The sequence below is a fragment of the Nocardia alni genome, assembly GCF_019038435.1.
Taxonomy (GTDB): domain Bacteria; phylum Actinomycetota; class Actinomycetes; order Mycobacteriales; family Mycobacteriaceae; genus Nocardia; species Nocardia alni.
On record NZ_JAGPOX010000179.1, the window covers coordinates 1 to 17,150 of the forward strand.

Below are 17,150 nucleotides of genomic sequence, written 5' to 3' on the forward strand. Positions count from 1 at the left end.
CCCCAGGACCCCTCCCGCGTGCAGGGACAGCTCCACCAGCGCCGTACCGGGCAGCAGCACCGTTCCCGCGACCGCATGATCGGCCAGCCAGGGCTGATCGGCCAGGGAGATCCGGCCGGTGAACACAACGTTCGCCGAATCGGGCAACCGCACCAGCGCACCGAGCAGCGGGTGCCCAGCCTCGTCCAGACCGGACCTCCGCACATCGGCGACCGCTGTCGGCTCCAGCCACAGACGCTTGCGCTGAAATGCGTAGGTGGGCAACCCCACCCGGTTCCCGGTCGGCGCCAGCGCCGCCGTGTCGACCTCGACGCCGCTGCACCGCGCCTGCGCCAACGCCGCGGTGATCCGCCGGACGCCGCCGTCATCGCGCCGCAGGGTCCCCTGCACGGCCACCTGATCGGTCATGCCGATCGAACCGGCCGTCAACTCCATACCCAGGGTCAGCACCGGATGCGGGCTCACCTCGATGAAGGCGTCGATCCCCTCGCGCTGGGCCGCTTCCACCGCCTCGGCGAACCGCACTCGTTCGCGCAGGCTCCGGTACCAATACCCGGCGTTCAAGGTTCCGGTATCGATGTATTGCGCGGAGACCGTCGAGAGGAACCGCACCGCACCCGGCATGGGCGCTACCGGCGCCAGCTGGGCCAGGACCCGGTCCCGAATCGATTCCACCGCACCCGAATGCGAAGCGTAATCCACCGGAATCGTACGCGCCCAAATATTTTCGGCTTCACAACCGGACACGAAATCGGCGACGGCAGCCGCGTGCCCCGAAACCACGACCTGCCCCGGGCCGTTGACCGCCGCGATGGACAGCCGATCCCCGAAACCGGTCAGCCGCTGCGCCACCGCCTCGGCCGCCAGATTCACCGAGGCCATGCCTCCGGCCCCCGCGAGTTCGGCGGCCACGATCTGCGACCGCAGGGCGACCACGCGCGCCCCGTCCGACAGGGACAGACCACCGGCGACCACCGCCGCCGCGATCTCACCCTGTGAATGCCCGATCACCACCTCCGGCTCGACCCCGGCGGCCCGCCACACCCGCGCCAGCGCCACCATCATGGCGAACAGCGCCGGCTGCACCACCTCGACCCGGTCCAGCGACGCCGCACCCGGATCGCCCCGCAACACGGCCGTCAGTGACCAGTCCACGAACGGCGCCAAGGCCTGCTCGCACTCGGCGATCGCCGCCGCGAAAACTCCACCGGCCGCGAGCAATTCCGCGCCCATACCGGCCCATTGACTACCTTGCCCCGGGAATACGAACGCCACCCGGCGCTCGGCGGACCGAGCGGACACCACCTCGATCCCGCCGGCGCCGGGCAGCGCCGAGGGGTCGGCCAGCGCCTGCGATCCCGCGAGCAGATCCGCGCGATCACACCCTACGATCGCACCCCGCCACTCCAATCCCGCGCGATGCCGCAACAGGGTGTGCGCGATATCGGCCGGATCACCGTCCGGGTGTGATCGCACCCATTCGCCGAGCCGGGCGGCCTGCTCGCACAGCGCCTCCGCGGTGGACGCCGACACGATCCAGGACATCACGCCGCAATCACCGAATACCGGATTCACCGGATCGCCGCCGCCCGCATCGCCCACGGGCGGTTCCACGCACGGTGCTTCCTCGATGATGAGGTGCGCGTTGGTGCCACTGACCCCGAAGGAGGACACACCGGCCCGGCGGACTCGCTCGCCGGACGGCCACGGCTTCGACTCGGCCAGCAAACGCAACCCCGCGGCGGACCAGTCCACATACGGCGTAGGTTCCTGCGCGTACAGGGTCTTCGGCAGGATCTCGTGCCGCAACGCCTGCACCATCTTGATCACACCGCCCACCCCGGCGGCGGTGGAGGTATGGCCGATATTCGATTTGAGCGAGCCCAGTGCCAGCGGATCGGCCATGCGCCGACGACCGTAGACGTTGCTCAGCGCCTGTGCCTCGATCGGGTCGCCCAGCTTGGTCCCCGTGCCGTGGGCCTCCACGGCGTCGACATCCCGCGGCTCGAGACCGGACCGCGCCAGCGCGGCACGGATGACCCGTTCCTGCGAGGGCCCGTTCGGGGCGCTCAAACCGTTGGACGCCCCGTCCTGGTTGATCGCGCTGCCCCGCACGACGGCAAGCACCTCGTGTCCCAGCCGCTGCGCATCGGAAAGGCGTTCCAGCACAACGACTCCGAGCCCTTCGGAGAACCCCGTGCCGTTCGCGTTCGCGGAGAAGGCCCGGCACCGGCCGTCCGGCGACAGTGCACGTTGCCGGGCGAACGCGATCAGCAGTGCGGGGTCGGACATCACGGTCACCCCACCCGCGAGCGCGAGCCCGGTATCCCCCCGGTAGAGCGCCTGGCAGGCCAGATGGATGGCCACCAGCGACGACGAGCAAGCGGTGTCGATCGAGATCGCCGGGCCCTCGAAACCGAAGGTATAGGCGACGCGGCCCGACACCACGCTGTTCAAACCGCCCAGATAGGCCTCCCCTTCGATTTCGGACGCCAATCCGGGCGAACCGATCCGGGGACCGTAGTACTGCTGGCCGACACCGGTGAACACCCCGGTGTCACTGCCGCGCAAGGACATCGGATCAATTCCCGCGTCTTCCAGCGCTTCCCAGGACGCCTCCAGCAGCAGGCGCTGCTGGGGATCCATCGCGAGCGCCTCCCGGGGACCGATCCCGAAGAACCCGGCGTCGAAATCCCCTGCGGTATGGAGGAATCCGCCCTCCTTCGTGTAGACCGTCCCCGGCGCCGCGGGATCCGGGTCGTACAGCCGCCCGATATCCCACCCCCGATCGGCCGGATAGTCGCCGATGACGTCGGCGCCCTCGACGACGACCCGCCACAGATCCGCCGCGCTGCTCACCCCACCGGGATAACGGCAGGCCATTCCCACGATCGCGATCGGCTCCCGGACCCGGTCGGTGACCTCGCGCAGTTCTCGTTTGGTCTCGTACAGCTCTACGGCGGCTTTCTTCAAGTACCGGCGAAGCTCGTCGTTCTCGGCCATCGGTGGAACTCCTGATCGAAATAAGCTCAGCTGAGTTTGTTTATGAAGTCGAAAAGTTCACGATCATCCGCGCCGTCGATGTGATCGAGCGAATCGGTGGGACCGGCGTCCGCCGTCCCGGGACCGGCGAGCCGGCGCAGCAGCCCGGTGATCTTGTCCGTGATCTCGGCGCGCTGCGCGTCCGAGAACTCGGCCGTGGCACATACCGCGGCCAAGGCATCCAGATCCGCGCAGACCTCGGCGGATGGATCGGCGCCGGGCGCCTCGGTCTGCGCGAGGAGGTAGCCCACCACCGCGGCCGGCGTCGGGTAATCGAAAACCACGGTCGCGGGCAGCGGAATATCCGTGGCGGCCTTGATCCGATTACGGAATTCCATGGCCGTGAGCGAGTCGAAACCGATGTCGGTGAACGGCTTGTCCGGCCTGATCGCGCTCGCGTCCCCATTCCCGAGGACGGCTGCGGCCTGCGTGGTGACGATCCGCAGGAGAATCCCGCGCCGCTCGGACTCGGCCCCGGCACGCCCCGCCGGCCGGTCCACGATGCCGTCCGAGATGCCGGCCGAATCGTCCCGGGTGGTGACGACCCGCCGCCGCACCGGTCCGGCGAGGCTTCGGAACACGACGGGGAGCCGGTCCGGTTCCGTGTCGGCGAGTGCGGTCGTATCGATGACGGCGGCCACGGTGTGCGCATGCCCACCCGCCAGCGCGCTGTCGAAAAGCGCCATCCCGGTGTCGTTTCCGAGCGGGAGCAAACCTTCCCTGCGCAACCGGGCCAGGTCGGTGGCACTCAGCTCGCCGGTCATTCCACCGCCACCGCGCCATGGCCCCCACGACAACGATGTCGCAGGCAGGCCGGCACGCCGACGATGATGCGCCAGAGCGTCGAGGAAGGCGTTGGCGGCGGCGTAGTTCGCTTGTCCCGGATTGCCGATCACCCCGGCGATCGAGGAGTAGAGCACGAAGAAGGACAGATCCAGGTGCTCGGTCGCCTCATGGAGATTCCACGCCGCGTCGACTTTCGGCCGCAGCACCCTGGCGATCTGTTCGGAGGTCATGCCGGACAGCAGCCCGTCGGCGAGAACTCCCGCCGCGTGCACGACGCCGGTCAGAGGGTGTTCGGTCGGTATGGCCGCGACAACCGCGTCCAGGGCCGCGCGATCGGCCACATCGCAGGCGACCACCTCGACATGGGCCCCCAATTCTCGCAACTGCGCACACAATCGCCGAGCGGCGGGCGCTGCGGGGCCGCTACGGCTGACGAGCAGGAGTCTGCGCGCACGGTAGCGAATAATGAGATGCCGGGCGATCACCGCACCGAGGTCACCGGTGCCCCCGGTGATCATGATGGTGCCTTCAGAGCCGGCTGGGACGGGAACGGTGAGCACATTCTTGCCGATATGGCGGGCCTGGCTCAGGAACCTGAAAGCCTCCGGGGCCCGGCGGATATCCCACGCGGTCACGGCAGACACCGGCAACGCCGCGGCATCGAAGAGCCCGGCCAGGGTGGTGAGAATCCGGTGGAGCCGGTCCGGGCCCAGGTCGAGCAGCATGAAGTTGTGGTAGGACACTCCCGGATGGAGTTCGGCCACCTCGGCGGGATCACGTCGATCGAGCATGCCGGTCTCGATGAACTCTCCGCCGCGCGGCAGCAGGCGAAGGGACGCGTCGACGAATTCGCCGGCCAGGGAATCCACCACGATATCCACCCCGGCGCCGGCGGTCGCGGCGAGAAATTTCGGCTCGAACTCCAGCGTCCGCGAATCACCGATATCCGAATCATCGAATCCCATGTTGCGCAACACATCCCATTTGGGCCTGCTCGCGGTGACCAGTACCCGCAACCCCAGCTGCCGTGCCAGCGCCACGGTGGCCATACCCAGCCCGCCGGTGGCGGCATGCACCAGGACGGTCTGCCCCGCACGTGCCCGAGCCAGATCGACGAGCGCGTGGTATGCGGTGGCATAGACCGTCGGAACGCCCGCGGCGCGCGCGAAGGACCATCCGCGCGGGACCGGAGCCAGCACGCGGTGGTCGGTCACCGACTCCGACCCCATGGCCGCGGTGAATCCGAAAACCCGGTCACCGGGCCGGAATCCGGTGACATCGGAGGCGACCTCGGTGACCACGCCGGCGCCCTCGGCGCCGATTCCCGCCTCCGGATCGGGGTAGGTGCCCAAGGCCACCAGGACATCCCGGAAATTCAGGCCGACCGCGCGCAGGCTCACCCGGACCCGGCCGGGAGGCAGCGTGCGCACGGGTTCGGCTTCGATGACGAAGTTGTCCTGCGCCACTGTGCCCCGGCCGCGCAGCCGCAGCGCCCATGCTCGCGTGTCAGGCGTCCGGAGGGCATTGCCGCCGACCGGGCGTAACCGCGGCACATACCCGGTATTCCGCCGAACCGCCAGCTGGGATTCGTTGCCGACGGCCAAGGCCAGCTCCACGGCATCGTGGAAATCCGTGCTTCCGTCGATGTCGACGCAGTGGATGCGGTCCGGATTCTCACGTTGCGCGACCCGCAGCAGCCCCCAGGCAGCCGCCGAGGCGAGATTCACCGGCTCGCCCGGGTTCACCGCGACGGCGTGCCGGGTCACGACGACGAGTCGATCGTGCGTGAGCAGCCTGTGCAGCCGCTCGGCCATCGACGTCACCACATCGCGCACCCGGGCAGGGATTTCGCGATCATCGGCATCGGCATCGGCATCGGCATCGGCATCGGCATCGGCATCGGCATCGAGCCTGAGCACGGCAGCCGCTCGTCCGGCACGCGTGACGACCTCACCATCCCGGTCCCGGGTCCACTCGGCGACGACGGCGGGTTCCGAGGAAACCGGTGCGGACTCGATCCACTCCAGCAGATAGCCGGCCCTCGCGCCCGCGTCCACTGCGCCTAGCGGCAAGGGACGCAGCGATACCGCACCGATCTCGGCGACCGGGATACCGGCCGAATCCGCGAGCGACACGGTCACCGACGCACCCGACGCACTCCGCGCCGAGGACGATTGCGCGCCCGCCCCGGCCAGTCGCACTCGCAGCACCCGCGCACCGGTGGCGTGCAGACTCACGTCCTCCCACGCGAAGGGAACCTCGATCTCGCCCGGCCCGGCCGCAGGCCCGAATCCACCCAGGACGACCGCGTGCAGGACGGCGTCGAGCAGCGCGGGATGTATGCCGAACCCGCCGCCGGGCTGCTCGGTCCCGGGCAGTTCCACCTCGGCGAAGACCTCGGTACCGCGACGCCATATCGATCTCAGTCCACGGAACACCGGACCGTACCCGTAGCCCGATCCGGCCAGCCGGTCGTAGCAATCGTCGACATCGATGCTCGTCGCGCCCGCCGGCGGCCACACTACGAGATCCACCTGTCCCGCCGAGTCCGCCGCACTCATCGTCGCGCAGACGTGCCGGGTCCAGCCCGAGCCACCGGAATCCCGATCGGTCGCGGATCGCGAATGGATCGACAGCTCACGCCCGCCGGCGGATCCGGCCTCGTGCACCACGACACGTAGATCGATCGACCCGGTCGCGGGAACCGGCAGCGGGGCCTCGATCACCAATTCCGCCAGCCGGGGATGCTCGACCAGGTGTCCCGCGAACAGCGCCATGTCGACGAATGCCGTGCCCGGGACCAACGCCACACCGCCGATGACATGATCGGCCAGCCAGGGCTGATCAGCCGCAGACAACCGGCCGGTGAGTACCACGTCGCCCGAATCGGGAACCCACAGCGCCGCACTCAGCAGCGGATGGTCCACTCGTCCGAGCCCGGCGGCCTCCACATCCCGGCCGGGCACCGCGCTCAGCCAATATCGCGCCCGCTGGAAAGCATAGGTGGGCAAGGGAACTCGCGTCACCTCCCGGCCGGCGAACAGCGGAGACCAATCGACCGGCAGTCCCGCGATCCGAGCATTCGCCAGCGCCGCCATCAGGGTCCGCACCTCATCGGCCGCCCGGCGGGATCCCGCGATCACCGCAGAGCCGACTGCGCCGCTTCCGAGTGCCCTGCGTGGTGACGCTTCGCTACTGCCTTCGGGCCCGCCGGTGCACGGCGCGGGGCCGGTCTCGGTGTCGGTGTCGGAAGCCAGGCACTCCCGGGTCATCGCGGCCAAGGTGGCATCCGGCCCCACTTCGATGAATCGCCGCACACCCAGCCCGGTCAACGTCGCCACCCCCGGTGCGAAGCGCACCGCCGCACGCGCCTGACGCACCCAGTACTCCGGGTCGGTGATCAGATCACCGGCCAGTTCGCCGGTGACATTCGAGACCACCGGAAACAGCGGCCGCCGATAAGTCGAACTCATTGCCACCGTGCGGAATTCGCCGAGGATCGGATCCATCAGCGCGGAGTGGAAGGCATGGCCGGCCCGCAGCCGATTCGTCTTCACACCATTGGCGGCGAATTCGCGTGCGATCTCGTCGATCGCCTCGACCGCACCGGACAGGACCACCGCCGTGGGACTGTTGACCGCCGCGATCGACACCCGGTCGCCATAACCGGCGAGCGCGGTGACAGCCGCATCCTCGGTGATCGCGACCGCGAGCATCGCGCCGCCCTCCGGCAGCGATCCCATCAGCCGCCCCCGCGCCGCAACCAGCGCACACACATCCGGAAGTGAGAACACCCCCGCCACATAGGCCGCGGCCAGTTCACCGATGGAGTGCCCGGCCACCACATCCGGTGTCACCCCGAATGATTCGAACAGTCCGAACAGGGCAACCTCGAATGCGAACAGCGCGGGCTGGGTGAACTCGGTGCGATTCAGGAGTTCAGCCGAGTCCTCGGCGAAGATCAGCTCTTTCAAAGTCAGGCCGTCGGGCAATGCCACGACCTGATCGAACTCCGCGCAGATCTCGTCGAAGACTGCGGCGAACACCGGGAACACCGCAGACAACGCCTTACCCATGCCCGGACGCTGAGACCCCTGTCCGGTGAAGAGCATGGCGGTACGCCCCTCGACCAACGCGCCCGCGGCTACCGAACCACCCGAGCCCTCGGCGAGTTCGGCCAGACCGGCCAGCAGCTCGGCCCGATCCCGGCCGATGACCGCACCCCGCCGGTCGAACAGCGACCTGGTGGTCGCCAGCGAGTAGGAAATATCCAGCGGCTCGGCGGTGTCGTCCGCAATCATCCACTGCCGCAACCGATCCGCTTGCGCCCGCAATGCGTCGTCGGAAGCGCCCGACAGTACGAGCGGGACGAGCCCGGCCGCGATCGGCATCCCGGCGGGCCCCGGCAGATCGGGTCGCTCGGCGGCCGATTCGGTAGGCGCTTCCTCGATGACGACGTGGGCGTTCGTCCCGCTGATCCCGAACGAGGACACTCCGGCCCGACGCGGACCCGCCGCCGGGTTCGCCCATTCCCGAGGTTCGCCGAGCACTCGCAGCTGACCGGAAGACCAGTCCACATGTGGTGAGAGTTCCTCGGCGTGCAGAGTTTTCGGCAACTTCCGGTGCCGCAGCGCCTGCACCATCTTGATCACGCCACCCACGCCGGAGGCGGCCTGGGTATGTCCGATATTCGACTTCAACGACCCCAGCCACAGGGGCCCGGGCCGATTGCGGCCGTAGGTCGCCAGCAACGCCCCGGCCTCGATCGGATCGCCCAAAGCGGTTCCGGTGCCGTGCGCCTCCACGGCATCGACATCGGCGAAATCCAGTCCGGCATCCGCGAGCGCGGCCCGGATCACGCGTTCCTGCGAGGGGCCGTTCGGCGCTGTCAGGCCGTTGGACGCGCCGTCCTGATTCACCGCGGACCCGCGGATTACCGCGAGCACATCATGTCCCAGGCGCCGGGCGTCGGACAAGCGCTCCAGGACGAGGACGCCGACGCCTTCACCCCAGTTGGTGCCGTCTGCGGCGGCGGAGAACGCCTTGCATCGGCCGTCGGCCGCCAGACCCCGCTGGCGGGCGAAATCCACGAACATCCGCGGAGTGGACATCACCGTCGCCCCACCGACCAGCGCCAGCGTGCCCTGGCCACCGCGCAACGCCTGAACCGCCAGATGGATCGCTACCAGCGAGGACGAGCATGCGGTATCCACCGTCAGGGCCGCGCCCTCCAGACCCAGTGCATAGGCCACCCGGCCGGAGACCACACTGCTCAGCGCACCGGTCAGCGCGTATCCCTCGGACTCGGGGCCGGCGTTACGGACGATCGCCTCGTAATCCTGATAGGCGACGCCGGTGTACACCCCGGTATCGGTCCCGCGCAGCGATCCCGGGTCGATTCCGGCGTGTTCGAGCGCCTCCCAGGTGACCTCCAGCAGCAGGCGCTGCTGCGGGTCCATCGCCGCCGCCTCCCGGGGGCTGATCCCGAAGAATCCGGCGTCGAAATCACCGGCGTCCGGCAAGAACCCGCCCACATTCACATATGTGGTGCCGGGCATACTCGGATCCGGATTGATCAGGCGCTCGAAGTCCCAGCCGCGGTCGGTGGGGAAATCACCGATGGCATCGATTCCGGAATCGACCAGATGCCACAGGTCATCGGCGGATCGCACCTGTCCCGGATAGCGGCAGGCCATTCCGACGATCGCGATGGGTTCGTCGGTGGTGATCCGGCGAGCGGGCGAGTGGGACGCCTCCGGTTCATCGGTCACCGGAGCGACCCGGGACAGGATGAAATCGGTGACCGCAGTGGGAGTCGGGTAGTCGAACAGCGCGGTCGGCGGCAGCGTGATGCCCGCCGCGGACTTCATCCGATTACGGAATTCCATCACCCCGAGTGAATCGAATCCGATCTCGCTGAACGGCTTTCGAGCCGGAACCGAAGCCGGGTCCGCGATACCCAGCACCGCCGCCGCCTGTTCCTGCACCAGAGCCAGGACGGTGTGCCGGCGCTCGGCGGTGGGCTGTGCGGCCAATCGTGCCGCCAGCCCGGCGGACTCCGGCGCCGCGGCCGCCTGCCGCAGTCGCGGCCGGCCGACCAGATCGCGCAGGATCGAGCGGTACCGCGCCGGATCGATGCGTCCCAGGGCGGCTCGGTCCACTGCCATGGCGACAGGGTTCGCGTGCCCGGATCGCACGGCGGCGTCGAAGAACGCCATCCCCGCCTCCGCACTCAACGGCGTGATCCCCTCTCGACGCCACCGCGCGATATCGGTGTCGCCGAGCGCGGCGCCCATCCCCGCCGCACGGTCCCAGAGCCCCCACACCACCGATGTGGCCGCCAGGCCCAGCCGTTGCCGGTGCCCCGCCAGGGCGTCGAGGAAGACATTGGCGGCCGCGTAGTTGGCCTGCCCCGCCGTACCCCATATCCCGGCGATCGAGGAGTACAGCACGAAGAAGGCCAGATCGCGATCCGCGGTCGCCTCGTGCAGATACCAGGCCGCGTCGGCCTTGGGCCGCGCCACCTGGGTGATCTGCTCCGATGTCATCGATGCGAACAATCCGTCCGCCACCACTGCCGCGGTGTGCACGACGCCGGTGAGCCGATGCGCCGGATCGATACCGGCCACCAACGCGTCGATCTCGTCGCGATCGGCCACATCCGCGGCGACGACTCGGACGTCCGCGCCCAACGCGGTGAGCTCCTCGGCCAATTCGGCGGCGCCCGCGGCGGCGAGACCGCGGCGGCTGGTCAGCACGAGATGCCGCACACCGTATTCGGTGACGAGATGACGAGCGGCGCGCGCGCCGAGACCACCGGTACCACCGGTGATCAGCACCGTACCCGCCCGGTCCACGGGCGCCGGCCAGGTGAGAACGTTCTTGCCGACGTGACGGGCCTGGCTCATCAGCCGGAAGATTTCCGGGGATTGCCGGATATCCCAGGCGGTGATCGCTCCCGGTGTCAACGCACCGGATTGGAAGAGTTCGACGAGGGCGGTCAGAATGCCGCCCAGTCGCTCGGGGCCGAGGTCGAACAGAACGAAGTTGTGGTAGTCGACGCCGGGGTGCCGGGCCGCCACCGTCTCGGGATCTCGCCGGTCGAGCAGGCCGAGTTCGATGAATCGGCCGCCTCGGGGCAGCAGGCGCAGGGAGGCGTCCACGAATTCGCCGGCCAGCGAGTCCACCACGATGTCGACACCTCGGCCACCGGTGACGTCCAGGAACTTCCGCTCGAAATCCAGGGACCGAGAATCACCGATTCGCTCCTGGGTGAATCCCGCCTCGCGCAGGATCCGCCACTTCGGCTTGCCGGCCGTCGCGAACACCTCGAGCCCCAGATGCCGGGCCACCTGGATGGCGGCCGAACCCACTCCACCGGTGGCCGCGTGCAGCAACACGCTCTGCCCGGCCCGCGCCCCGGCACGATCGACGAGTGCGTGATACGCCGTGCCGTACACCACGGGGACCGCCGCTGCCTCGGCGAAGGACCATCCGTGCGGCATCACCGCGACCAGCCGGCGATCCACCGCCACGAGCGAGTCGATCCCGGGCAGGAATCCGAAGACGCGATCCCCCGGCCGCACATCGGTGACGTCGGGCGCGACCTCCACGACGATTCCCGCCCCCTCGCCGCTGAATCGAGCCCCCGGCAGCGGATAGGTTCCCAGGGCGATCAACACGTCTCGGAAATTGAGCCCGACGGCGCGCACGGTCATCCGGATCTGGCCCGGCGGCAAGGGTTCCGGCGGCCCGGTGCGCGCGGTGAAGGCGAAGTTCTCCTCGGCGAGCGTGCCCTTTCCCAGCTCGTGGAAGGACCACGCCCCCGCACCCACCGCCGCCGCTCCCGCGATCCCCGGCGAGGTAGGACGCAGCCGCGGCATGTGGACGTGGTGGTCACGTACCGCGAGCTGGGGCTCGTCCGGAATCGCCGCGGCCAGTGCGACGGCCGCGCGACAGGAGTCCCACTCGTCGACATCGACGATGCCGACCCGGTCCGGGTTCTCGCTCTGCGCGACGCGGGCCAGACCCCAGATGCCCGCGAGCGCCGGATCACCGTGTTCACCGGGATGAATCGCGACCGCTCGCCGGGTGACCACGACGACCCGCCCGGCCACGTCGAGCGCGGCTCGAATCCGCGCCGACGCGGTGATCGACGATTCGCGGACCGCCGCCGGAAGATCCTCCGAGCCCGACAGATCCTCGAAGCCCGACAGATCCTCGAAGCGGACGACGATCGTTCGTTCCTGGGCGATCGTGAGGATTTCCAGGCCGTCCTCGACGGCCCATGTTCCGGTCTCGTCCACGTCCGGCTCAGGCGCCGCGACCCACTCCACGCGGTAGCCGCGCGGCTCGTCCCGGGCATCGACGTTCAGGGCCGCAGCGGACAGCGGTCGCAGGGTGAGAGCGCCGATCTCGGCCACCGGCGAACCCGCCGGATCACTCAGACTCATCACGATCGCTCCGCCCGCCTGGTGAGCCCGCATCCGCACCGTGGTCGCCCCCGTCGCGTGGAGTTCGACCTGCTCCCAGGAGAACGGGACGGCGATCTGTCCGACCGAGGTGCCCGGCGCCGCGCCACCGAGCAGCAGAGCGTGCAGCGCCGCGTCCAGCAGGGCCGGATGCAGGCCGAATCCCGCGGCACGGACGGTTTCCGGCAAGGTGACCTCGGCGAAGATCTCCTCTCCCCGTCGCCACAGCGCGGTCAATCCTTGGAAGGCCGGACCGTATTCGTAGCCGGTTTCGGCCAGGTCCGGGTACGCGGAACCGATATCCAGCGCGATCGCGTCCCGGGGTGGCCACTCGCCCCCCATCGCGTCGCTCGGCGCGGTGTGCGCGTCGGCGAGCGTCGCGGTGCAGTGGCGAACCCAGTGCGCCTCGGCCGTAGCGGTCCGCGCACCGGCGGTCCGGGAATACACCGAGACCCGCCGGGTGCTCTCGGCCTGCGCCGCTCCCACCACGATCCGCAGATCGGTGGCGGCACTCGGCCGGATGACCAGCGGCGCCTCGACGACCAGTTCCGAGACCCGCGCACTGGCGACCGCCCGCCCCACCGCGAGAACGAGTTCGACCAGCGCCGCACCAGGCAGCACCGTGGCCCCCGCGATGACGTGATCGGCCAGCCAGGGCTGATCCGCCACCGACAGCCGACTCGTGAACACCGCCTCGTCCGAGTCGGGCACCCGGATCATCGCGCCCAGCAGCGGATGGTCCGCCTCGTCCAGGCCCGCACTCGCGACATCCGCCGCAGCCGCGCCGGTCAGCCAATACCTCCGATGACGGAAGGCGTAGCCGGGCAACGGGATCCGCTCCAGCTGCCGGCCCGCGAACAGCGGCGACCAGTCCACCGGCAGGCCGGCCACGTGGGCGTGCGCGAGAGCCGTGGTGAATTGCGTGACCTCGTCCACCGATCGCCGCGCGGTGGCCACCACCGAGACGGCCGATGCGAGCTCGGGCGCCGCGGCCAGGCAATCGTGTGTCATCGCCGTGAGGATCGCGTCCGGCCCGATCTCAACGAATCGACGCGCCCCCGCCGCGACCAGCGCCTGCACCCCCGGAGCGAAACGCACTGCGGCCCGGACATGTTCGACCCAGTACTCCGGTTCGGTGCACGCGCCCGCGGTGAGCTCACCGGTGACGTTCGACACCACCGGCAGCAGCGGCTCGTGCAGCGTCACCGCCGAGAGCACCGCGCGGAACTCGTCGAGCATGGGGTCCATGAGCGGGGAGTGGAAGGCATGACTCACTCGCAGACGGCTCGTCTTCACGCCCGTCGCGGCGAGTTCTCGTTCGATCTCATCGATGATCTCGGCCGCACCGGACACCACCACCGAGGACGGCCCGTTGATCGCTGCGATGGATACCCGATCACCGTGTCCGGCAACGACATCCGCCGCCTCCGCAGCGCCGAGGGCGAGGGCCAGCATGGCCCCGCCGGCGGGCAGTGCACCCATCAGGCGGCCGCGCGCGGACACCAGAGCACAGGCATCGGCCAGCGAGAACACTCCCGCCGTATAGGCCGCCGCCACTTCACCGATGGAATGACCGGCCACCAGATCCGGTGTGACACCGAAGGATTCGATCAGCCGGAACAGCGCCACCTCGAACGCGAACAACGCCGGTTGAGTCCACTCGGTCCGCTGCAACAGCCCGGCGTGCTCCTGGTCGAACATCACCTCTTGCAAGGAGATCGCGTCCTGGCCCGGGAGTTCGTCGAACTGCGCGCAGACCTCATCGAGAGCCGCCGCGAAAACCGGGAACGCCGCGGCGAGTTCACGTCCCATTCCGGGCCGCTGAGCGCCCTGACCGGTGAAGAGGAAGGCGATCTTGCCCAGGACGACTTCGCCGTCGACACCGGCCGTCGATCCCCGGTTCGATGCCAGGCCGGCCAGACCCGCGAGCGCTTCCTCCCGATTCCGGCCGACGACGACCGCGCGATGCGGCAACTGGGCGCGAGTGCCGATGAGCGACCGGGCGACCGCGAACAGATCGTCCCCGGGCCTGCCGACCAGCCACCGATGCAATCGATCGGCCTGCGCCCCGAGCGATTCGGCCGATCCGGCGGATATGGCCAGTGGAACCACGTCACTGCCGGTCTCCGGCACTCCGGCAGCGGTCGTCGTCGTGACGGGCGCGGGCGCCTGTTCGAGAACGAGATGACCGTTGGTGCCGCTGATCCCGAACGACGACACCCCGGCACGACGAACCCGCTCCGAGGCGGGCCACGGCTCGGGCTCGGTCAGCAACCGCACCGCACCCGACGACCAGTCCACGTGCGGGGTGGGAGTGGTGACGTGCAGCGTGCGCGGCAGCGTCTGATGACGCAGGGCGGCGACCATCTTGATCACGCCGCCGATTCCGGCCGCGGCCACCGCGTGTCCGATGTTCGACTTGAGCGACCCGACCCACAGTGGCCGATCACGACGCTGCCTATAGGCATTGATCAGGGCCTGCGCCTCGATCGGATCCCCCAGCGCCGTACCGGTGCCGTGCGCCTCGACCGCATCGATGTCGGCGGGCTCGAGACCGGCGGCGGCCAGGGCATCGGCGATGACCCGTTCCTGCGAGGGGCCGTTCGGCGCGGTCAAACCGTTGCTGGCGCCGTCCTGGTTGATCGCGGAACCCCGGATCACGGCCAGGATCTCGTGGCCGTGGCGCTGCGCGTCGGACAGTCGTTCCAGCGCGACCACGCCGACTCCCTCCGCCCACGTCACGCCGTCGGCGTCGGCGGAGAAGGCCTTGGACCGGCCATCGCGTGCGAGGCCCTGCTGCCGGGAGAAGTCGATGTGCAGCGTCGGGTCGGCCAGTACGGTCACCCCGCCCGCCAAGGCCAGCGAGGTCTCGCCCTGTTGCAGCGCCCGGCAGGCCAGATGCACGGCGACCAGCGACGAGGAACAGGCGGTATCGACGGTGATCGCCGGCCCCTGCAACCCGAGCAGATAGGACACCCGGCCCGAAATCACACTGTGGGTATTGCCGGTGAGCCGGAAGCCCTCGTACTCCCCGGTGACCCGCCTCTCGTAGCCCGAGGCCCATGCCCCCATGTAGACACCGGCATCGGTCCCGCGCACACTCGCCGGATCGATACCGGCGTGCTCGAGGGCTTCCCAGGCGACTTCCAGGGTCAGACGTTGCTGCGGGTCCATCGCGGCGGCCTCCCGGGGGCCGATCCCGAAGAATTCCGCATCGAAATCGCCTGCACCGGTAAGGAATCCGCCTTCACGAACGTAGGTTGTGCCGGGGGTCGCGGGGTCCGCGTCGAAGAGCCGGTCCAGATCCCAGCCGCGGTCGGTGGGAAAGGGGCCGATCGCGTCCCTACCGTCGGCCACCAGTTCCCACAGGTCCTCGGCGGAACCCACCCCGCCGGGGAATCGGCAACCGATGCCCACGATCGCCACGGGTTCGTCCGAACGGGCGCGGCGGGTAGAGCGCCGGACGCGCGGATCCACACCCTCCAACCGGGAACGCACCAGCCGGGCGACCTCGATCGGCGTGGGGTGGTCGAAGATCAAGGTCGCCGGGAGAGCGACACCGGTCGCGGCGGCCAACCGGGCCCGCAGATCCTGCCCGCTCAGGGAGTCGAAACCGGCGCCGGTGAACGGCCGGTCGGGATGAACGGCGTCCGCGGAGTCGTAACCGACCACCGCGGCGGCATGGTCCAGGACGACCCCGAGCACCAGCGCCTCGCGTTCGCGTTCGGGAACGGCGAACAATCGCGGCGCCAACGGACCGGTGACGACGGCGTCACGCGGTTCGGCCGCGGCGGGGACGCTGAGAGCCACGGGCTCCGGCACGGACGCGGATACCGCCGCGGGCGTCCAGCACCGCCGCCGCTGGAAGGCATAGGCAGGCAACTGCACCCGTGCGCTCGGCCGCACCATCGCCTCCAGCGACAGCTCGACACCGGCGCAGTACGCCTGCGCCACCACGGCCGCGACCCGGGCGGGGCCGCCGTGGTCGCGCCGCAGCGTCTCGACTATCGCGACCCGATCGCCCGCACCCACCGAATCCGCGGTGAGCCCGATCGCGGCGGCGAGAACCGGATGCGGGCTGATCTCGATGAACGCGTTGTAGCCGGCGGTCAGCAGGGACGTCACGGACTCGGCGAATCGAACAGGATTGCGCAGACCGCGATACCAGTACTCGGCCCCGAGCTCCGCGGTGTCGCGGAAGGCGGCGTCGACCGTCGAGAAGAACGGAATCGACCCGGTCCTCGGCTCGATCGACGCGCACTCCGCGAGCAGCCGGTCCCGGATCCGTTCCACGGCCGGGGAGTGCGAAGCGTAGTCGACGGGCACCTGTTTGGCCCAAATCCCTTCCACCGCACAGCCATCCAAGAACTCGGCCACAGCCGCCGACTCGCCGGTCACCACGGTGTGGCCGGGCGAGTTCACCACCCCCACCGACAATCGGCCCTCGAAGACGGCCACCCGCCTGGTCACCGTGCCGGACGGCAGGGCCACCGCGGCCATCGCGCCGACACCCGTCAGTTCGGACGCGATGATCCTGGACCGCGCCGCGATCACACGCGCGCCATCGGCCAGCGACAACCCGCCGGCGACGACCGCCGCCGCGACCTCGCCCTGCGAATGCCCGATCACCGCCGCCGGTCGCACCCCCCTGGCCTGCCACAGCCGCGCCAAGGCCACCGACACCGCGAAGAGAACCGGCTGCGCCACGTCCTGGTCATCCAGGGATACCGCCGCCTGCGCCCGCAACACCTCGGACAGAGACCATTCCACATGCGGATCCAGCGCCGCCTCACATTCGGCGATCGCCGCGGCGAAGTCCGGATCCGACGCGAGGAGCTCGGCTCCCATCCC

Annotated in this window: 2 protein-coding genes; both read right to left on the minus strand. The window is 69.7% G+C overall.

Features of this window, described 5'->3' with window-relative positions:
* The coding region (locus tag JZ791_RS39340; protein ID WP_216902281.1) for a type I polyketide synthase at positions 1 to 3,003 on the minus strand (3,003 nt) is incomplete at its 3' end.
* Positions 3,004 to 3,029: 26 nt separating this feature from the next.
* Positions 3,030 to 17,147, minus strand: a complete 14,118-nt coding sequence (locus JZ791_RS39345) for a type I polyketide synthase (protein WP_254207143.1) — start codon at positions 17,145 to 17,147, stop codon at positions 3,030 to 3,032.
* Positions 17,148 to 17,150: the final 3 nt, after the last annotated feature.